The 19,742-nt window shown below is 47.1% G+C and carries 19 protein-coding genes, 1 rRNA gene and 1 pseudogene; 9 read left to right on the top strand and 12 right to left on the bottom strand.

Going from position 1 to position 19,742, the window contains the following annotated elements:
• Nucleotides 1–66: 66 nt before the first annotated feature.
• Complete coding sequence (locus tag NDK19_RS02095; protein ID WP_250630173.1) at nucleotides 67–1,056, bottom strand: glycosyltransferase family 2 protein; 990 nt, start codon at nucleotides 1,054–1,056, stop codon at nucleotides 67–69.
• A gap of 100 nt (nucleotides 1,057–1,156) precedes the next feature.
• On the opposite strand from NDK19_RS02095, the gene NDK19_RS02100 reads away from it, so the two are divergent.
• Complete coding sequence (locus NDK19_RS02100; RefSeq protein ID WP_250630174.1) at nucleotides 1,157–1,948, top strand: SDR family oxidoreductase; 792 nt, start codon at nucleotides 1,157–1,159, stop codon at nucleotides 1,946–1,948.
• Between the two features lie 44 nt (nucleotides 1,949–1,992).
• On the opposite strand, the gene NDK19_RS02105 is transcribed toward NDK19_RS02100, so the two are convergent.
• From NDK19_RS02105 to NDK19_RS02115, 3 genes are read right to left on the bottom strand one after another with little or no spacing between them, the layout of a single operon-like run.
• Nucleotides 1,993–3,075 (bottom strand): hypothetical protein, encoded by a 1,083-nt coding sequence (locus tag NDK19_RS02105; RefSeq protein ID WP_250630175.1) that lies wholly within the window; start codon nucleotides 3,073–3,075, stop codon nucleotides 1,993–1,995.
• 12 nt (nucleotides 3,076–3,087) lie between these two features.
• Complete coding sequence (locus tag NDK19_RS02110) at nucleotides 3,088–4,221, bottom strand: TerC family protein (protein WP_250630176.1); 1,134 nt, start codon at nucleotides 4,219–4,221, stop codon at nucleotides 3,088–3,090.
• 5 nt (nucleotides 4,222–4,226) lie between these two features.
• A complete protein-coding gene (locus tag NDK19_RS02115) occupies nucleotides 4,227–4,682 on the bottom strand; it encodes a GNAT family N-acetyltransferase (RefSeq protein WP_250630177.1) in 456 nt (151 codons plus the stop codon).
• A 55-nt stretch (nucleotides 4,683–4,737) separates the two neighbouring features.
• Here NDK19_RS02115 and NDK19_RS02120 point away from each other — a divergent pair, with 55 nt between their 5' ends.
• Nucleotides 4,738–5,211, top strand: coding sequence for a DUF4293 domain-containing protein (locus NDK19_RS02120; protein WP_250630178.1), 474 nt, complete (start codon nucleotides 4,738–4,740; stop codon nucleotides 5,209–5,211).
• On the opposite strand, the gene NDK19_RS02125 is transcribed toward NDK19_RS02120, so the two are convergent.
• On the bottom strand, nucleotides 5,208–6,251 hold the full coding sequence (locus NDK19_RS02125; protein WP_250630179.1) for a vWA domain-containing protein: 1,044 nt from the start codon (nucleotides 6,249–6,251) through the stop codon (nucleotides 5,208–5,210). The two genes, NDK19_RS02120 and NDK19_RS02125, sit on opposite strands and share 4 nt — an antisense overlap.
• Nucleotides 6,244–7,140 carry a hypothetical protein gene (locus tag NDK19_RS02130; RefSeq protein WP_250630180.1) on the bottom strand — a complete coding sequence of 299 codons (897 nt, stop codon included), beginning with the start codon at nucleotides 7,138–7,140 and terminating at the stop codon, nucleotides 6,244–6,246. Before NDK19_RS02130 ends, NDK19_RS02125 begins: the two co-directional genes overlap by 8 nt.
• Before the next feature lie 127 nt (nucleotides 7,141–7,267).
• Here NDK19_RS02130 and NDK19_RS16985 point away from each other — a divergent pair.
• Nucleotides 7,268–7,570 (top strand): annotated as a pseudogene (locus NDK19_RS16985) (hypothetical protein); the annotation flags it as partial.
• A gap of 3 nt (nucleotides 7,571–7,573) precedes the next feature.
• Here the strand turns inward: NDK19_RS16985 and NDK19_RS02140 are convergent.
• Entirely contained in the window at nucleotides 7,574–8,314 is a 741-nt protein-coding gene (locus NDK19_RS02140) for a geranylgeranylglyceryl/heptaprenylglyceryl phosphate synthase (protein ID WP_250630182.1), read from the bottom strand.
• Between the two features lie 98 nt (nucleotides 8,315–8,412).
• Between NDK19_RS02140 and pyk the strand changes: the two genes are divergently transcribed.
• Together pyk and NDK19_RS02150 are read left to right on the top strand one after the other, a co-directional pair.
• The gene (gene pyk / locus NDK19_RS02145) at nucleotides 8,413–9,849 is read left to right on the top strand and encodes a pyruvate kinase (RefSeq protein WP_250630183.1); all 1,437 of its coding nucleotides are present in this window, start codon (nucleotides 8,413–8,415) and stop codon (nucleotides 9,847–9,849) included.
• Nucleotides 9,850–9,912: 63 nt separating this feature from the next.
• Nucleotides 9,913–10,881 carry a PhoH family protein gene (locus NDK19_RS02150; protein WP_250630184.1) on the top strand — a complete coding sequence of 323 codons (969 nt, stop codon included), beginning with the start codon at nucleotides 9,913–9,915 and terminating at the stop codon, nucleotides 10,879–10,881.
• On the opposite strand, the gene NDK19_RS02155 is transcribed toward NDK19_RS02150, so the two are convergent.
• From NDK19_RS02155 to NDK19_RS02170, 4 genes are all read right to left on the bottom strand, one after another.
• Entirely contained in the window at nucleotides 10,878–11,258 is a 381-nt protein-coding gene (locus tag NDK19_RS02155; RefSeq protein WP_250630185.1) for a DUF423 domain-containing protein, read from the bottom strand. The two genes, NDK19_RS02150 and NDK19_RS02155, sit on opposite strands and share 4 nt — an antisense overlap.
• A 1-nt stretch (nucleotide 11,259) precedes the next feature.
• Nucleotides 11,260–13,560, bottom strand: coding sequence for a peptidylprolyl isomerase (locus NDK19_RS02160; RefSeq protein WP_250630186.1), 2,301 nt, complete (start codon nucleotides 13,558–13,560; stop codon nucleotides 11,260–11,262).
• A complete protein-coding gene (locus NDK19_RS02165; protein ID WP_250630187.1) occupies nucleotides 13,560–14,489 on the bottom strand; it encodes a M28 family peptidase in 930 nt (309 codons plus the stop codon). The genes NDK19_RS02160 and NDK19_RS02165 overlap by 1 nt, the downstream gene beginning before the upstream one ends.
• Nucleotides 14,490–14,559: 70 nt before the next feature.
• Entirely contained in the window at nucleotides 14,560–17,313 is a 2,754-nt protein-coding gene (locus NDK19_RS02170) for a DUF3352 domain-containing protein (RefSeq protein ID WP_250630188.1), read from the bottom strand.
• 111 nt (nucleotides 17,314–17,424) lie between these two features.
• On the opposite strand from NDK19_RS02170, the gene NDK19_RS02175 reads away from it, so the two are divergent.
• From NDK19_RS02175 to NDK19_RS02190, 4 genes are all read left to right on the top strand, one after another.
• The gene (locus tag NDK19_RS02175) at nucleotides 17,425–17,688 is read left to right on the top strand and encodes an autorepressor SdpR family transcription factor (protein WP_250630189.1); all 264 of its coding nucleotides are present in this window, start codon (nucleotides 17,425–17,427) and stop codon (nucleotides 17,686–17,688) included.
• A gap of 24 nt (nucleotides 17,689–17,712) precedes the next feature.
• Entirely contained in the window at nucleotides 17,713–18,363 is a 651-nt protein-coding gene (locus NDK19_RS02180) for an SdpI family protein (protein WP_250630190.1), read from the top strand.
• 96 nt (nucleotides 18,364–18,459) lie between these two features.
• Complete coding sequence (locus tag NDK19_RS02185; protein WP_250630191.1) at nucleotides 18,460–18,861, top strand: hypothetical protein; 402 nt, start codon at nucleotides 18,460–18,462, stop codon at nucleotides 18,859–18,861.
• A gap of 11 nt (nucleotides 18,862–18,872) precedes the next feature.
• Nucleotides 18,873–19,499 carry an LON peptidase substrate-binding domain-containing protein gene (locus tag NDK19_RS02190; RefSeq protein WP_250630192.1) on the top strand — a complete coding sequence of 209 codons (627 nt, stop codon included), beginning with the start codon at nucleotides 18,873–18,875 and terminating at the stop codon, nucleotides 19,497–19,499.
• A 126-nt stretch (nucleotides 19,500–19,625) separates the two neighbouring features.
• On the opposite strand, the gene rrf is transcribed toward NDK19_RS02190, so the two are convergent.
• Nucleotides 19,626–19,737, bottom strand: a 5S ribosomal RNA gene (gene rrf / locus NDK19_RS02195).
• Nucleotides 19,738–19,742 lie beyond the last annotated feature (5 nt).

The following is a 19,742-nucleotide window of genomic DNA, read 5'->3' on the forward strand; positions in this document are numbered from 1 at the left end:
ATGATAGTATTTCCATAACGACAAAAGTTATGCAAACTGCATACAAACCTGCCAAAAAATACACCGCTACCGGAACATGCGCAGCAGACGAATCAGGCCGGCAGGCAAACGGCTACGGTTGGCAATCTGCAAAATTTCGGGGTGTTGTCTGCAAAAATCGGGTGCCTCTTCGCGCAGAAAAACCGCCAATCGGCGTGCTTCGGGCAGGGCAAGCGCTTCATACAGGAAACTCAACCGCGCCAGTGTGTTTTCAAAAAGTGCCCATTGCAAAGCCTCGGGCGGGATGTTCCTTTTGACTTCGTAGCGCGCCTCCTCTGCCAACAATAAACCTGCATCGGCTGCCATGCGCAAGAGGTGCGCATCGGGCGACGACATACTATTGAGCAATCGCGCAAAAATGCGGGCATAGTCTTTGGCAAAACGTGCTTGTACGGCTACTCCTTTGGCATCTTTGTGCAACCGATAGCCCGATAAAACGGCTGTTGTCCCGATGAAGTCGCGCCCCTGCAAATACATGCGAAGGAATAAATCATAATCCATCCCGTAGTGCAGCGAGGTATCTATCAGCCCCACGGCTTGCAGTGCCTCTCTGCGAAAAAATGCCGAAGGTTGCGGAAAAGGCAGTTTGGCCAAATAAAGTGCCTCGGAGCAGGGAACGGGCGCTCCCTTTTCGGTTGTGGGGAAACCTTCGCCGAAAAGATGTGTTTTCCCATGCACAACCCATGCCTGCGGATGTTTGCCAAACAACTCGGCGACTGTATAGAGCGCATTGGGGAACAACACGTCATCGCTGTTGAGCCAAGTGATAATATCTCCGCCGGCTCGTTGCAAGCCTTTATTGATGGCATCGCTTTGCCCGTTGTCTTTTTCGCTGACCCACCAGTTGATGTGCGCGGCGTAACGGCGAATAATTTCCACAGAGCCATCGGTACTGCCCCCGTCTATCACAAAAAATTCCAGATTGGGGTAATCCTGTGCTATGACGGACTGAATCGTCTGTTCCAGAAAAGCTGACTGTTGAAAAGAGGGTGTAATAATGGTGATGCGGGGTAGCATGGGCGATACTGTGCAGTAAATATTGAGCAAAAGTAGCAACAACCGAGCGGTTAGAACAGCAAAACAACCTAACTTTAAGCGCAAGAACACCGGTTAAAATATGAGTCAAGTTATATGGATTACAGGGGCTTCCTCGGGCATAGGTGAGGCGCTTACTTATGCCTTCGCCAAAGACCCGAGCGTAAGATTGATACTTTCTGCCCGTCGGCGCGAAGAATTGGAGCGCGTGGCAAAAACTTGCGGGCTGCCACAGGAACAACTCCTGATTTTGCCCTTAGACCTTGCCGCAGGCCATACGCTCCCCGAAAAAGCCCAAGAAGCACTTGCCCAATTCGGCAAAGTGGATATTATGGTGCACAATGGCGGTGTCAGTCAGCGGGCGCTGGCCAAAGACACGCTTGTAGAGGTGGACAGGGCTATTATGGAAACCAATTTCTTTGGTGCACTGATTCTTACCAAGGCCTTACTGCCTTCAATGCTGGCGCGAAAGTCGGGGCGTTTTGTCGTTATCAGCAGTTCGGTCGGTAAGTTTGGCACACCTTTGCGCTCTACCTACGCCGCATCTAAACATGCGCTGCACGGCTTTTTTGATTCGCTGCGTGCCGAATGTTGGCGTGAAAATATCAAGGTACTAATCGTTTGCCCGGGCTACATCCGCACACAGGTTTCCGTAAATGCGTTCATCGGAACAGGCGAAAAACAGGGCACAATGGACGATGCACAAGCCAACGGTATTCCGGCAGAGGTCTGCGCAGAACGAATTCTGGCAGCCATCCGCAGCGATAAAGAAGAAATCAACGTGGCAGGCGCCAAGGAGTTGCTGGGCGTTTACGTGAAGCGATTCTTCCCTGCATTGTTCTCTAAAATGGTTCGCAAGATGAAAGTAACATGAGTGCGGATACGGCAACGCAAGCGATTTGCAAAAAGCAACAGGTCTTACAGCAAATCAACCGCGCCTATTTCCGCCACTTGCACCTCGGAGGGCTTCTTATCGGGCGATTTATTTACCTCCCTCACCTTGCGCCAAACAACGGCAATCACTCGGTCAATGGGTTGATTGTCTTTTAAACTCGTTCCTCGCACTCGCATGATGAGAAGGTTGTGATTTTTGCCCAACGATACGGCATAGCCGACACAGTCGGATTTAGGGTCTATATCGCTGACGCGGTCGGGGGGCAAGCCCTTGAACCAATGCCCTACGCCACTGTTGCAGTTGATGTTGGGTTGCATTTTGCTCATAAACAAATAGGCTTTCAACTGCTGCACCACTATCATATTGGCAGGTTCGCGCAGGCTTTGGCGGATGGAATCGTCGGAATAGCCCTTCGTGCGGCCGGCAAAGTCGTTGAACTGTTTCTCCATCCCGCGAAACAGTTGTACTGCCTGTTCGCCGCGCGCCTCGCGGTACTCTTCCAAATCAATATTGAGCAGCCCGAGGTTTTTATTGATTTTTGCCTGCAACTCACCGTATTTTCTCATGGTGGGATGCGTTCGCATATCTTCCATTTCATCGCCTACATTGCTGCGCCCCATGTCTTGCTTGGCAAATTTTATCAGGCAACAGAGTTGCGTTTTAATACTGTGCAGCGTTGCCTGCTTTTTGCGCAGTTGCTCATACATCCCGGGTGTCTGATGTATCTTTTCTACTCGGCGGCGGCGGCGGTCTTGCTCGCGCCTTGCCTGCTCAATATTGCGGTTTGCCGCATAAATAATATTGAGGTCTATTTGCAGCGTATCGTAATAATTGGCAAGAAAAGCGGCCTCCACCTGTTCAAATACGATGGAGTCGCGCAGGGTTTGCGGGCAGCGACAATCGGAAGTAAGTTCCTGCCTGCGCAACTCCGCAGCCTGCGCTTTTTTTTCATCGGCCGTATTCGTTTCTGAGGGCGGCGAATCTATGACAACCGCCATATGAGCAGGCAAGCCAAAATTACCGTTCGTGTGCCTGTCGGTTGGCAGCCACTCACCAAGCGCAAATACAAACGCTGCCAGAGCTGCAATGAAATATGCTCTTGTCATGGTACTTGTTGCTTATTCCAGCCGCTTGGCCAACTCTTCCTTCACATGCTCTACATTTTCTTCAATGGTAGTTTCATGTGCAGGCGCAGTTGCCGTAGCAGGCTCTTTTACAGGGAACAACAAAGAAGCAACAATACTTATGCCCAAAATTCCCAAAATCACATACAATGAGTGGATGGTTGTGAAACCAATTTCCGACAACCAATGATGGGCTATCATTTTCGTACCGATAAACACCAGCAATAAAGACAGCCCTACTTTGAGGTAGTGGAAAATATGAACAATATTGGACAGGAAGAAAAACATGGAACGCAGCCCCAGAATAGCGAAAATATTGGAGAAGAACACAATGTAGGGGTCTTGCGTTACGGCAAACACTGCCGGAACGGAATCTACCGCAAAAATCAAATCGGTAAATTCTATAATCATCACTACGACAAAAAGCGGGGTCAGATGCCAGTGCTCGTGTTTTTTGACAAAAAAGCGATTGCGTACATAGCGCGGATATACCCGAAACCATTTGGCGGCTATGCGCACAACAGGATGCTTGGCAGGCTCGATGGATTCTTCCTCATTTCGCTCGAGGAACATTTTGATGCCGGTATATATCAAAAAGCCGCCAAACAGATACATCACCCATGCAAAAGTCTGTATCAGCGCTGCACCAACGAATATAAAGATGAAGCGCATCAGAATTGCCCCCAAAATGCCCCAAAAAAGTACTTTTTTAAAGTACTTTTCGCGCACGCCGAAGGAAGTGAAAATCATGATGATAACGAAAATGTTATCTACCGAAAGAGAATATTCCAGCAGATAGCCTGTAATAAATTCCAGCGAAATGGTATCGCGATAGACGGCTAAACTTCGCTCAAAATCATCGGGATAGAGCACAACTTTGCCCGCCATGTAGGTATTAACAACCCTTTCCAAGTCCTGATAACTTTGTATGTCGTGTATCAGATGCCCTTGGCGGTCTAACAGGACATAAAAACCCAGCGCAAAAAGCACCCAAACGGCACTCCACGCAGCAGCTTCCTTGAACTTGACTATGTGGTCTTTTTTAGAGAACAGCCCTAAGTCCAACGCCAAAATGCCGATTATAAAGACCGTAAAACCGGCAAAAAAGATTATTTCATTAGATAACATTGTGTTTATTTCGCTTCATTTTGGTTAGGCGGCAGCACCATCTTGTAATGCCATATATCACATTCGGAAAACATTTCGCCTTCTGCCCGAAACCCAAATTTGGCATAAAGAGGCATAGCTGATAACTGTGCGTGCAGATAACGTGTTTTGCCTTTACTTTCAGGATGTTGTCTGATGTCTTCCAGTACAGCCGCCACTAATGCAGTGCCCACCTGTTTACCTCTAAAATCAGCCAATACGGCAAAACGTTCCATTTTTATTCCCTTATCAGTAAATCGCCAGCGCGCTGTTCCGCACGGAATGCCATCTGCTATTGCCAAAAAATGACGACTGGATGACTCAAACTCGTCATATTCCTCGTTTTCAGGTACTTGCTGTTCTATAACGAAAACGTTACGCCGAATATTGAAGGCTTTTTTAAGTTCTTCGTCCGCAATAATATGTTTTACGGAAATCTGCATAAAATGATTTGTGTTTTGCCCTATTTTTGGGCTTTAAAATTAGTTTTTGTTACACATGATTCAACGCATACAATCGGTTTTTCTGTTATTGGTGATGATTGCCATGACGCTGATGCTGTTTTTCCCTGTATGGAACAAACAGAACCCTGAAACAGGCGCCAAAGCATCGCTGACTATTGCCACCCTGCTGCACGAAGCCAACGGACAGGTTGTGCACAAACAAAACGTTATCTATCTGGGAATCGGCGCTGCGGTGGCCATTGTATTGGCAAGTATCTCACTGTTCAGCTACAAGAACCGCAAGTTGCAGGTAATGATTAACCTGATTAATACTTTGGTAATTATCGGTGTACTGATTGGAGAAGTGCTGTTGTCTTTCAAAGGCGAAAAGTTTTTCTTGCCCGCCGTGAAAGGCGCTTACGGCATCGGCTTTTACATGCCCGGGGTTGCGCTGGTGTGTAATGCGCTGGCCAATCGGTTTATTCGCCGCGATGAAATGCTGGTGCGCTCCATGGACAGACTGCGCTAATCTTCCAATGCATTCATAATGAATGTATTTTTCAGCAAAAGCCACAATAGGAAGAAAATCAGCCCCCACATCAGATACACCTGATAGTAATCTTTTACATCGCGGAAGCGTTTTTCTTTGACCTGAACTTTTTCGTAACGGTCTATCCGACTGAAAATTTCTGCCAGTGTGCTGTTGTCCTGCGCGCGGAAATATTGCCCTTCGCCAATTTCCGCCAGTTTGCGAAGGGTGCTTTCGTCCATGCTGTTTTCAATATAGCGCGTATCGCCAAACACGTTTTTGCCAATCGGTACGCGCCCTTCTTTGCCCACACCGATGGTATAAATGCGGATACCATCGGCAAATGCCAATTTAGCGGCATCTTCGGGGGCTATGTTGCCGGCGGTATTTTCGCCGTCGCTTAGCAGGATGATTACTTTTGTCTTCGCCTGCGATTCTTTCATGCGGACGGTAGCCACTCCCAAAGCACTGCCGATAGCCGTACCGCCGTCGGGAATCATATCAAAGTTGATTTCCTTCAAGTAGGTTTCCAACAAGTTATAATCGGTTGTCAGCGGGCTGAGGGAATAGGCTTCGCCGGAAAAAACCACAATACCGATTTTGTCTTGTGTGCGACCTGCCACAAACTTGCGCGCCACTTCTTTGGCGGCTTCCAGCCGATTGGGGCGAAAATCTTCTGCCTGCATAGACTCGGATATGTCTATACACAAAATAATATCTATGCTTTCCAGCGAGCGTTCTACCTGCTCATTGGTACGCTGCGGACGTGCTAAAGCCAGCACGAACATACTCAGCGCCAATAACAGCAATATACTTGGAATATGCCGCAACCATGCCCATGCGTCGTCGGTAGTATCGCGCTCCAACAAAGCAATTTCCAACTTCTGACGATTGCGGAAGTGTATCAGCCAGCGCAAAATATACAGTACCGGCAACAACATCATCACAAAAAAGTAATACCCCTGATAGGGAGCCGTACCCCAGTCAAACTGTTGCAGGGTAGCGGGCAGAAACCATTTCCACGACAACCACTCAGGCATTGCGCACCTCCTCTACTTTACGGCGATAGGCATCTTTGGCAAAATCTGCCAGAAAAACGGTGGCCTGAACTGTTGTCGCGTCTGTCTTCTTCCCGTAAATTGCCAAATCAAGTTGTCTAAGGGTTTGCTGCAAGGCCTTGTCGGGCAAAATCTCGGCTATTTCTTTGGAGGTATAAGTTGTGTATGGGATACCCTGCAATCCTTGCAGGTAGCTTTTCCAGATGGCAAGGGCGTGCTCGGCATCTGCGGGATTGAGCTGTCGTTGCGTATAGGGCAGGTATTCGTTCATAAAGCGTTCAAAGCGACGGCGCAGGCGTTGCAGGCGAAAAGCCTTGCGGATTCGCCCACCGAAAAGCCGATAAAAAACGCCCAGAAAAATCAGAAAGCCAAGGATGCCCGCACCGATGTAGGGGTAATTCCAACCTTTGTTTACTTCAAAGTAGTCGGTTGTCGGGATGAGTTTGGCACCTTCCACATCGGCGGCAGGAACAATTCTTTCCACCAAAACAGAGACGGAATCCGTCCAAAGAGTAGTGGTATCCCCGTTGCGCATGACAATTACCGGTACTGCAAAATGCAGCAGGCTGTCGGTCTGGAAGGTCGTCAGGATGTAAACGGCGCTGTCGGTGCTGATGCCCTCTCGGTCGGTGCGTGTATCAAAATATTTTTTGGAGGCCAACTCAAAGGGTTTGTAGTTGAACAGCGTATCGGGGAATCGCACTTCCATTGACGACGGATGCCGCAAAACAAGGGTATATGCCACCTGTTCACCCAGTTTAATCGCTTTTTTTTCAAAAGCCCCGACAGGCTTTACCTGCTGGGCAAAGCACTCATTTGTACCGAACAACATCAGTACAAGCACCTGAAAAGCATATAAAAACTTACGCAAGTTGTTCAACTGTCAATGCTGACAAAAGCAAAGATATAGATTTTACAACTTGTTGCCTTTCTGCATGGCATTCACTAAGGTCTCGGAAATAATTTTTGATACGCCGCTACCCATGGCGCTGTTCAAAATGCCTAAATCCAATTTGCCCGACAGTTGCTTCATCAGGTCGTTTTGCAAACTGTTCTTAGCAGCGGCATCTAATGAAAGCCCCTTGTTGGCATCTCCGAGCGCCGAGAGTTGTTCGCTGCTCAAAATACTGCCGATTACGCTGCCAAGTTGTTGTAAAACAGTCATAATCATTTGTTTTTCAATAGCCTCATTCACAAATGGCAAATCTACGGAAGCGTTGATTTTGTCTGCCAAAGCATTCAGTTGCGCAGGTGATAACATATTGCTTGTTCGTTTTTTGTGGCAAGATAGCTTTTTAGTCGGACTAATTGCCGAATTTGTTTCTGACGGCAATCATCTCGGCTATGATTGCGGGATTTTGCTCCCAAGCCGTGCCGACAACGGCAATATCCGCCCCGGCCAGATAGGCGTTTTCAAGCGATTGGGCGGAACGGATGCCGCCGCCAACGATTAACGGCAAACCGACCGCCTGCCGAACGGCTGTTATCATAGTCGGCGGTACAGGGTTAGCCGCTCCGCTGCCGGCTTCCAGATAAATCATTTGCATACCCAGCAACTCGGCTGCCATTGCCGTGGCAACGGCCACATCGGGCTTGTTGGCAGGTATCGGTTGCGTATTGCTGATGTAGGAAACGGTTGTCGGTACGCCCCCATCTACAAGCATATAGGCCGTTGGGATAGCCGCAAGATTCATCCGCCGAATCAAAGGGGCTGCTGCCACATGTTGGCTTATCAAAAACTCGGGGTTGCGCCCCGAAACCAAGGAGAGCAACAGCAGCGCATCGGCTGCGGGTGTCAGATGCTGATAGTTGCCCGGAAACAGCCATACAGGCAAGTCAAAACGGGCTTTGAGCCATGTAACAGTTTGGTGCACATCTCCAAGGGTAAGCAAACTGCCGCCTACCAACAATAAATCAGGACGATGCCTGCCCAATAACTGCCATACGGATGATTTATCATCAAATGACATTTTATCGGGGTCTATCAATACGGCAAGCAACCTTTGCCCGCCGTCAATTTTCTGCCGAATCAGAACTTCTGCCAATGTAGCACCTTTAATTTCTCAAAAAAACATAACTTTAACGCCGACAAAACTAACGGCAAGTGCGCTTTTAACCATGCGCCTGCATCCGAACAGGAATTATGATGACTGAGAATTACAACAGAACAAAGATAGTTGCAACCGTAGGCCCTGCCTCCAACTCCCGCGAAAAATTACGCGAACTTATGCTGGCAGGTGTAGATGTTTTCCGTTTGAACTTTTCGCACGGCAGCCACGAAGACCACCTGAAAGTTATTCGGCTCATTCGTGAACTGAATGAGGAAATGGAAATGACTGTTGCCATTCTGCAAGACTTGCAAGGCCCCAAAATCCGCCTGCGCGAGGTAGAAAACAACGGTATTATGGTAGAAGCCGGCGAAAAGGTCGTTATTGCCTATGAAAAAGGCATTGGTACCAAAGCGCGCCTGACCTCTACTTACAACCTTGCCAAAGACGTGAAGCCCGGCGAGCCGATTCTGATTGATGACGGAAATTTGGAGTTTGTAGTAGATAGCGTTACCGAAACAGAAGTTTTTGCGACGGTTGTATATGGCGGCCTTATCAAATCAAAAAAAGGCATCAACCTGCCCAATACACTGGTTTCTGAGCCTTCTCTGACACCCAAAGACATGGAAGACCTGATGTTTGGGCTTGCCAACAATGTGGATTGGGTTGCCCTCTCTTTTGTACGTCAGGCAGAAGACCTCAACGACTTGCGCCGCATTATCAACGAAAGCGGCAAAGTAACCAAAATCATTGCCAAGATTGAAACCCCGCACGCGCTGAAAAATATTGACGGCATTATTGCGGCAACAGATGCCATCATGGTTGCACGCGGCGATTTGGGCGTAGAAATACCGATGGAAGAAGTGCCACTCTGGCAAAAGAAAATTGTGCAGAAATGCGTAGAACAGGCCAAACCTGTGATTGTTGCTACACAGATGATGGAGAGTATGATTACCAACCCGCGCCCGACACGTGCCGAAGCCAACGATGTTGCCAATGCCGTATTGGACGGAACGGATGCAGTTATGCTCAGCGCCGAAACTGCCAGCGGGAAATATCCTGTTGAAGCCGTTAAAAGTATGGTGCGCATACTGACAGCAGCAGAAAATCACGGCGGCATCTATAACAAATACCATGACGTGCCCAAAGAAGGCAACAAGAACGAGTACAGTGCCAACATGATTGGTCATGCTGCCTGCCGCTTGGCCGAGCTGACCGAAGCCAAAGCACTCATCTGTATCACCCGTTCAGGATACAGTGCTTTTCAGCTTTCCAGCCGACGACCCAATGCGGGCATATTCGTATTTACCGAAAATAAGCATCTGCTAACTACGCTGAACTTACTTTGGGGCGTTCGTTGTTTCTATTATGACAAATTTCAAAGTACACGCCTGACACTTGAAGCAACAGAAAAAATTCTCGTATCAAAAGGTTATTTGCGGCAGGGAGATTTATTTATCAGCACTGCTACTACACCTATGAGCGAAGAGTCGCGCCGGACAAACATGCTCAAATTACACTGGGTTGAGTAGATTGTTACTTCGGCTAAACCATGTATCTTAGTGTATCCGTAAAAGCCTAAAACAAAAATCAGTTTGGTAGAAAAAGTCATTCAACTGGAAGATGTTTCACTTGTAGATTTCTTTGGTGCAGAAAACAGCAATTTGCGCCACATTGCACAAGCCTTCCCGCATACAAAAATTATTTCCAGAGGCAGCGAACTGCGCATACAAGGCAACAACGCCGAGATTGTTCGCATCAATGAACTTATCAACGGCTTGCTGGAATACTACAACAAGTTTGGCAAGGTTACGCCTGATAACATAGAGGCCTACCTCAACGAGCATAAAGACGAATGGGCAATTCGCAAAGATGCGGACGAAACCATTCTATACGGCGTACGCGGCGAAGCCATTAAGCCCCGCACTGCCAACCAGCGCAAGTTGGTAGAGGCAGCCATGAATAATGATATGGTTTTTGCGCTCGGCCCGGCCGGAACAGGTAAAACTTTCTTGGCAGTAGCATTAGCAGTACGCGCCTTGAAAAACAAGCAAGTAAAAAAAATTGTTATCACGCGCCCTGCCGTAGAAGCAGGCGAAAACCTTGGCTTCCTGCCCGGAGATTTAAAGGAAAAGATAGACCCCTATCTGCGCCCTGTATATGATGCCTTAGAAGACCTGATTCCTGCCGAAAAACTTAAATTTTATCAGGAGCGAAATATCATTGAGATTGCCCCCATCGCCTTTATGCGCGGCAGAACACTGAACCATGCCTTTATCCTCATAGATGAAGCGCAAAATACGACTGCCATGCAAATGAAAATGATTCTTACCCGTTTGGGGCCTCATTCTCAAATGATTATCACAGGCGACCGCTCCCAAATTGACTTGCCGCGCAAGCAGCGTTCGGGCTTGGTTGAAGCACTGAAAATTCTGCAAGGCATTGAAGGTATCGGCATTGTTGAGCTGCACGAGCGCGATGTTGTGCGCCATAAACTCGTAAAGAAGATTATTGCAGCCTACGACCGCTACGAGAAAAAAAGCGACGAGGAAGAAACAGACTAAGAACGGACTGCCGCCCATGCAGCATATGCCCAGCCAATAATCATAAGCACACCACCCACAGGCGTTATGGCGCCTAACCAGCCAATGTTCAACAGACAAAGCGCGTACAGCGAACCGGAAAAAATACACGTGCCGGCCAGCAACAACCATCCGGCGCGTGTTACTGTCTGTTGTTCGGCTACTTTTGCCCATATTGCCAATATCATCATGCCTAAGGCATGGTAGAAATGATACTTGACTGCTGTTTCAAAAGTTTCCAGCCTGCCGCTTGCTGCCAGCATAGGTTTGAGCCCGTGCGCACCAAATGCCCCAATGGCAACCGCCAAAGCGGCAGCCACAGCACCTGCCATAAATAATTTCTGAAACGAAGCGTTCATTTTATTTTTTGCGAATCAGTTGGTCAAAAACATTTTGCTCTAAGCGCAGCGGATAGCGATTTTCCAGCTCTTTGAGCCACTCAGCCTCCAAAAACTGTTGATAATCAGCCACAACAATTCCTCTGGTTTCACTTAACTCTTTCAGGCGCGCCGGTTGTACTTCGTGGATAATGACCCAGTGCCATCGGCCGCCAACTTGCAACTCATAATCTCCTTTGCGCCAAGCCGTTGCATCTACTATGGGGTTTTCTCCCTTGCCGAAAAGCCCTTCGGTCAGTTGTACAGAGAGCGGGACTTCACGATTCAGGTTTTGCACCATAATTCTTTTGTTACGGCCGTACACAGTCAGCTTGGCTTGCGGCGTACTGCCTTGTTTAATGGGCTGCAATGCTTCGGCAATACGCAGCGGACTAATACCGGCAGCAATGATACGCTCTTTTAATCGGCGCATCCTTTCCTGTGCGATTTGACGGCTTTCCCGAGGCGTATAATCAACACTCATCTCTACGATAGAGGTTGTATCGCGTCGCAAAAAGTTAAGCAGTTGAGCAAGGGACTTCCCCGTAACCGAATCGGGCAGCGTTTGGCCGACGGCGTAGGTTATCTGCCCCAAACCCGACATATCGCTGTCTAAATAGTAGTCTTTCTTGTATTCCTCTTTCACCTTTTGAAGTACCTCAGCCGATGAAACCGTATAAATACTCACCTGCGCACGGTCAGGCCACTGGTAGCGGTTGCGATTGTTATTAAAAAAGTTTTGCAGCCCTTCCTTGTCGGTGAGGGCTTTGCCCCATACCCGCTCCTCCATAATCTTAAAAAGCAAAATGCCTTCGCGGTACTCATTAATGAGGTAGGCATATTCGGGATATTTTTCGGCCAGATGTTTTTCTTCGTATTCAATCAATGATTGAGCGACAAATTGCTCGTAAAGTTCATTGACAAAGTTTTTCAGCACTGTGCCCGGTCGCTGCCCCATCCCTTGATTATTTTCCAGAAACAGCGCCGCATCGCGCAGCAAGTACGGATTGCCGTTGATGGTAAAAATTATTTTGGAAAGGTCTTTAGAGGCGCGGTCATAATTCCATTCGCCCTGCAAAATAGACGCATCGGGCATGGCAAGCAGTAGCTGCTTTACTTTTTCATCTTCTACCCACCGATTTTCTTTTTTGAGCTTGGCCACTAAATACGTTCGGCTGATTTGCCCGCGCGAGTCTTTATTGATTTTTTGGCGAAGCAGCGGCTCTAATTCACTAAACGGCTCTATGGGGCGTCGCTCTTTGAGCTTGATTAAGTGCCATCCGTACTGTGTTTTCACAGGCTCGGATATATCGCCAATGTTTTTCAACTGAAAAGCCGGTTCTGCAAATGCAGGAATCATGGTGCCGATGCTGAACCATTGCAGTTCGCCGCCAATATCACGCGAGTTGGCATCATCGCTGTAAGCCAAACAAAGAGAATCCCAAGAAGCCCCCATTTTTAAACGCCTTTGAATAGCGCGGATGCGCTCCAAGGCGGCTGCCGAGTCGGCAGAAGTGCCTCTTTCGGGGAAACGCGCCATAATATGCGCTACTTTGATAGCCCCCTGATTAGGACGGCGGTCTAATACTTTGACGATGTGATAGCCAAACTGTGTGCGCACTATGTCGGAGATTTGCCCGACAGGTGTGTTGTAGGCCGTTGTTTCAAAGTCATAAACCATTTGCAAGGCAGTGAAGTAGCCTAAATTGCCTTTCTCTTCTTTTGCCGAAGGGTCTTCCGAATAAGTGGCAGCCAACATGCCAAAGTCCTCGCCGGCAAGTGCTCTGCGGCGCAACTCCTGAATTTTACGGAAAGCCGCCAGCGTATCTTGCGGCGAGGCATCCCGCTTGCAACTAATCAGGATGTGCGAAGCATTGATTTCTTCCTGCAACCGCTGGTAAGCCTCTTTTACCATACGGTCTGTGTAGGCATTTACGGAAAGATATGGTTTGGCAAGTTGCTTTTTGTATTCTTCAAACTCCGATTTGTACTCGCGGGTAGTATCATACCCCAACGTGCGCGCCTCCATTACTTTCCGTTTAAATTTGACGAAAAGTTCCAGATAGTTTCTCAAATCCTGTGCAGAGTAGGCCGTTGAGTCGGCGCTATTGTTTTTTTCATACAAATAGCGAAACTCTCCTACGCTCACGGGTTGTGTGCCGATGTAAGCGAGTGTGCGGCTCTCGTTAGTTGTACCAACGGTTGTGCGTTGCGTGTTACAACTCCCAAGAAGTCCCATACCTGCTATTACAGCTATGGAAAATCTGAAAACAGGCGTTCTCATTAACGTTTGGACTTTTGCTTATAAACAGAGCTAAGATTTTGGTCTAATAACCGGAGGCTGTTGCCGATACCAACTACTACGGCAGAGAAAAATTCAGGTTGTATGCGCTCAAATGTATCGGTGGGCTTGTGATAGTCTTCGTGGTCTTCCGTACCAAAATAGATAAAAGGAATGCCTTTTTGATGAAACGGTGCATGGTCGGAGGCATTGCTCCAATCATCGCCTGTCTGTCCTTTATGGGGTTCGTCGTGCCCGAATTTGAGCGAAAAGCCTTTAAAGGTTTGGCCGGCAATAATTTTTTTCAGTAAAGGATAATGGTAGGTGCCTACGGCATACAGTTCCTTCGTATCGCTGCGGCTTACCATATCCATATTGATATTCAGTGCCAGTTGCTCAATTGGGAACGGTGTGTTGGCAACAAAATAGCGGGAGCCGTGCAAGCCCATTTCTTCCGCATCGGGTGTAAGAAAAAGCATGTTATGCTGGGGCTTTTCTTTGGCAAATCGCTCTGCCAGCGCTAAGAGGGCAGCTACGCCGGAGCCGTTATCGTCAGCACCCGGGAAAATATCGTTTCCTGTTTTTCCCAAATGGTCGTAATGTGCACAAACCACTATCCATAGGTTTTTGTTGCGCCCTTCAACCACTCCTGCCAAATTAACGCCCTGCAAAGTTTCTCCGCGTCGGGTTTTAAACTCAAAGGGCTGCTCATAGCTGTTGCCAAACGCAGGTTTCAGCCCAATTTCCGCAAATCTGCTTTTCAGAAACTTTCGCGCCTTGGCGGCTCCTTCCGTACCGGTTCGCCTGCCTTCCAGTTCAACAGAAGCAAGTGTGCGCAAATCGTCTAACAGTCGGCTTTGAGTAGAGGCGGTTTGTGCCGAAAGGCTAAGCGATGCGGCAATGAATAAGAACAGGAAAATTGATTTTTTCACGTGTGTGGTGGTATTAAGAATAGTGGTAAGCGTTTTGCAAAATTACTGCAAAATTTAATGACGACAGTGCCTATAATGCCACCTCCCAAGCCTGTAATTTATTCTGATTGCCGACAAACACCTGTAATATCTGCTTTTGTTCATTTAAGCGAACAGATACCGGCAAACGAGTAGGTATTGCTTCACGTGTCAATAAATCCCCATTGGTAAGATACAGTTTACAAGCACCTATTTTTGTGTTAGTTACGGCAACCACATCGGCTCCTGCACCAAAGCCGAAAAACTGCACCAAATGAGGGCTGTCGTCTGCCAACAAAATACGGAACAACCATTTTCCGTTGATACCGCTGCCTGTCAGCACATTATTCACCTGTCGGGTTACTATCCATCGCCCGCTGCCGCTGCGGTCGGTACAAAAAGTGAAATAACCGCCACCGGCATCGTCGTAGTACTGCTCGCGGGCTACAATTTGCCCATTGAAATTAATTTTTAATAACTCTCCGTTTTCAGTAAGCACCCTCACGCAATAGGCGGCAAAATCCGTCCCGGGCTCTACCAAAGCCGCCGGATAGACCCGCTTTTGCAACAGCACCGGAAATCCGGAGTAGCTTTCGCCGTTTCTTTTCATGAGCATCACCCCGCCGTCTTCCTGAACGGCAACCATGCAGTCCTTGGATTGTGTGCGCACATGCATCAGAGGCACTGCCGCAGTACCCGATATTTTTCGGGGCGCCCATCCTTGCAGCAATTGCCCGCTTTTATTGAGCAGAAAAATATCTCCGTTATTGGTTGAAACTGCAAACCTGTAATCTTTGGTATTATCGTAATCTATCACCCCCAACTGGTCTAAAACCCCTCCCCAGTCATGTTTTATCGGAAATCCGCTAACTACTCGCCCCAAACGGTCTATCAGATAAACCGCATGAGTTGTTGTAAAAAGATATTGCAGCTTGCCGTTGTTCAGATAATCTATTTGCGAGTAGTTACTTGTAATCGCTGCGCCCATCGGCAAACTCCATAACTTTTTACCGTTGGCCGATACCAAATGCAGGTTATTATTTTGGTCTTGAAAAATCAACTCTACGGAGCGGTCATTATGATTGATAACCAACTGGGGCTGCTCGCGCAGCGGGCTACCTACGTTTACCTCCCATAACTTCACAGGCTCTCCGCTGCCTGTATTTTTCCTGTCGCTATGCCCCAATACAACCCTTGCAGCAAAGTGTCCTTGTGGTTTTCCGTTCAACTCCAAGCCGAAGTGCGTAAAAAAAAGCCATCTGCGCAAATAAGCAATCGCGCGCTTTTCTGTTTCCGGGTTCAGATAATTTTGCTGCCGACTCCAATTGCGTTTGTGATTAACAATCAAGCTCACATGCGATGCGGAATCCATTCCGTCAAACAGATATTGCTTTTCCGGCAAAGCCCATGTATTGCCTCTGTCAATATCATCCGCATAGCGCTTGATAGCAGCTAAACTGTTGCCAAAAATCAGATGCTGCTCATTGGCCGCCGCAAATACTTGCCTGAATCCTCCGAAACCTTCGCCAAATAATAACTTGGGCAATTCGGGTAAGGGCAACTGCACTATCCGCAGTTTGCCATACCGCTCGTTAAACAACGTATCTTTGGGCGTAGGCAATATCTCCTTCGCCGCTTGTTCCAATATCCGCAAGGCCTTACGCGTATCTTTGGCAGCTACCAGCGCCCATCGGTCTGCCATGCCTTCGGCAGAAAGTTCTGAAACAGCCAACGCCATTTCACCACTCAGCAATTGATAAAAAGCCTCTGTATCCAGATTGCTCTTATCTGCCAGCGAATCCATCGCATCGAGCAATAACGGCTGATGAACCGACCAATATTTTCTCAGTTGCCGGTACAGCAAGCCCCCGTCTGCCGCAGCCAAACGATATAAATAAGCCGTTTCGCCGGGTATTCGGCCTGCAATAGGCCGCAACGGCAACGGTGGATTGTCTTTTAAAAAATAAGTCAGTTGATTTTCCCGTTCATTGGCCGTTGCCCCAACCCAACGCAACCTGTTTTTCTCTATCTCCAGCCCAAGCAACACATCATCTGTCAAATGTGCCAACATATCCATGTCGCTTGCTTCGGCAAAAACCCCTATCCACTCTTTCAGTTTTTGGGAGTTTACATACAAGCGCACGGGCGTATCGGCCACCAACTGCCTTGCCGTAAAAAGGCTTGCATGAGCACTCTGAAAATTATTGCGACCCAAACTGTTATACGTCCGAACCACATCTTCAATCAGATACGGCGTAAAACTGCCTACCCAATAGTCATCTGCCAGCAAAAAAGTAAATACGCGGCTGTGGGTTTTGTCCATAAGTTCATACAAATTCTCCCCCTGATATACCCGCGTTTCTCTGGGCATTGGCTGAAAATCGACAAAAAGCCGTTGCAGTTTCTGTAATACATCCTCCGTAGACGATTCAGCAGGAATATAAAATACCGCATCAAAATCATTCTTGGCCGTTACATGCAAACTGACATAAATTGTTTGCTCATTTATTAGCAGAGAATAGTCTGCCACTGCACTGTCTAAACGTGCTGCCTGCTGATGTATCCGACTGAAAAAAGGCACTTGCCGAAGTTGTTCCCACGCAGCGCTATTACGAATATTGCGCCATTGTGTACCCGCATCCCTTATTTCAAAAACAGCCACCGCACCGGCCGGAATTAACGGCCATGCCGGATGATTGCGATACTTATCAAGTAAATAATATGCAGATTGCACAAGCCCAAAAACCAGTACCCCTATCAGAATCGCAATAATCAGACGTTTATACTGTTCCCAAATCCCGTTCATCAATAGCAGCGTAGTTTATCTTTTTCAAAGTTATGCTAACTGTACCGAAAAAATTTCATGCAACTTTTCATATATTTAGACGTTTATCTAAATATCTAACTCACTTTAAGCGTGAATACCATCTTTAAAGCCTTAAACGACAGCACCAGACGCGAAATACTTGAACTACTGAAAGACCGCGACCTGACAGCAGGCGAAATAGCCGAACATTTCCAAATCAGTAAACCAAGTATTTCGCATCATCTTGACCTGCTAAAACAGGCAGAACTTGTGATAAGCGAAAAAAAAGGACAGTTTATTGTCTATTCCCTCAATATGACCGTCGTAGATGAGATTTTAGAGTGGCTGTTCCGATTCAAAGCACCCAATAAATAACCATTCACCTCAATTCCGATGACTATGAAACTCAATCGCACCGATTTACTGGCCACTTTGCTCATAATAGCCCCTTTGGCCTACGGGCTGTGGTTATATCCGCAACTCCCCAATCCAATGCCTGTGCATTTCGGCCTCAACGGAGAAGCAGATGGCTTTGCGCCCAAAAGTTTATTTTATATTTTTTTGCTGCCCTGCCTGAATGCAGGCGGTTATTTCTTCACCAAACTACTTGTACAACTTGACCCCAAAACAGCCAAAAGAAAAGGCAATATATCAGTCCATTTAGATAAAATATTGCTTTCCGTTGCCCTTTTACTAAGCATCATTTCATTTTTCGTTTTCCAATCTATGGTAAACGGAAGTATCGCCTTGGGGGCGGGCCGACTTATCCCAATAGCCTTAGCCTTATTTATCAGCGTTATAGGAAACTACATGAACAACATTCGGCCTAACTACTTCGTCGGGTTCCGCACACCTTGGACATTGGAAAACGAAGAAGTATGGCGTAAAACACATCAGTTAGGAGCTAAAATATGGTTTTGGGGCGGCATTGCAAGTGCTATTATAGCCACATTCAGCACGCTGCCTATCGGTATTGCCATTGTGATAACATTCATCGTAACAAGCGCAATTTTTATCATGTACTATTCGTACAGCATATACCCCAAGTAAAATATATCCGAATAAATTTTGGTTAAATCAGATTTTGTCATTGGCGATAAGCAATTTCTGTCCTAAATTTATCATCATATCAACCTCATAAATATTATGGAAACGATTTTAGCCAATGACTTTATCGATGTAAGTTACGATGCCATGCATCAACTTATTATCGCTGTTTGGAAACCGGCCTCAGAACACATGACAGATGATGATTTCAAATTTGTTAATCAAACCTATCTGAAAACCTCTCAGGAAAAAAAAGTACGCCTGATAGAAATAGATACCCGAAACATGCGCTTTGCTATCCACCCCGATTTACAGGCATGGGTAGCAGAAAATATTGTTGTCCCTATGGTAAGCAACGGCGCCCAAAAATTAGCGATTATTGTAAGCGAAGACCTGATTGTGCAACTCTCCATTGAACAAACAATGGAAGAAACTGAATCCATATTCCAAACCCGCTATTTCAGTAATCAGGAATCCGCAAGAAAATGGTTACTGGCATAATCTGACTCAACATGACGCTACCCTTCTTTCCGCTAAACATCGTTGTTTATCCTTACGAAACGCTCAACCTGCACATATTTGAACCCCGTTATCGCCAACTTATCGGAGAGTCGCTAAGCAACCATACTACATTTGGTATGCCTGTGTTTTTGGATAATGCCGTTCAGGAAATCGGTACAGAAGTGCGAATCAAAGAGCTTGTAAAAAAATATCCGGACGGCACGATGGATATAAGAGTAGAAGGGACTCGTATTTTTCAAATCAATGATTTTTTCCAAACGATGCCCGGCAAACTGTATGCCGGCGGCAATGTCTCATTCCTCCCGATTGAAGACGACAGCGATATCATAGCCCGCACACAAATTCTTGAACAAATAAGCGAGCTTTACCGATTAATGAAAGTCCAACATCACTTTGAAGCTGATGCACCATTCCTCAGCTATAAAGTTGCACACAAAATCGGACTTTCGCTTGTACAACAATATCAGGTATTAAGTTTATTAACAGAAAGCGAGCGATTAGACTACATTGGCGGCTGTCTGTATCAAATAATCAATATCGTTCGTGAAACAGAACGTGCCAAAGAAATCATTCGCATGAACGGTCATTTTCGCAAGTTCGACCCACTCCAATTTTAGCCTGTGTCTGCCATAGTTGGGGAGCACTACGGGAATATCTCCCCTGTTGTTGTTGGGTGTTGATTGGTTATAAAACAGTAACGCCTTTCTGCGGTCTTTGCAGAAAGGCGTTGATTGATTTTAAAGTACTGGCGGCGACCTACTCTCCCACCTGTTACGGCAGTACCATTGGTGCTACGGGGCTTAACTTCTCTGTTCGGAATGGGAAGAGGTGAACACCCGTGCTACAGCCACCATGATATC

Source organism: Rhodoflexus caldus, from assembly GCF_021206925.1.
GTDB lineage: Bacteria > Bacteroidota > Bacteroidia > Cytophagales > Thermoflexibacteraceae > Rhodoflexus > Rhodoflexus caldus.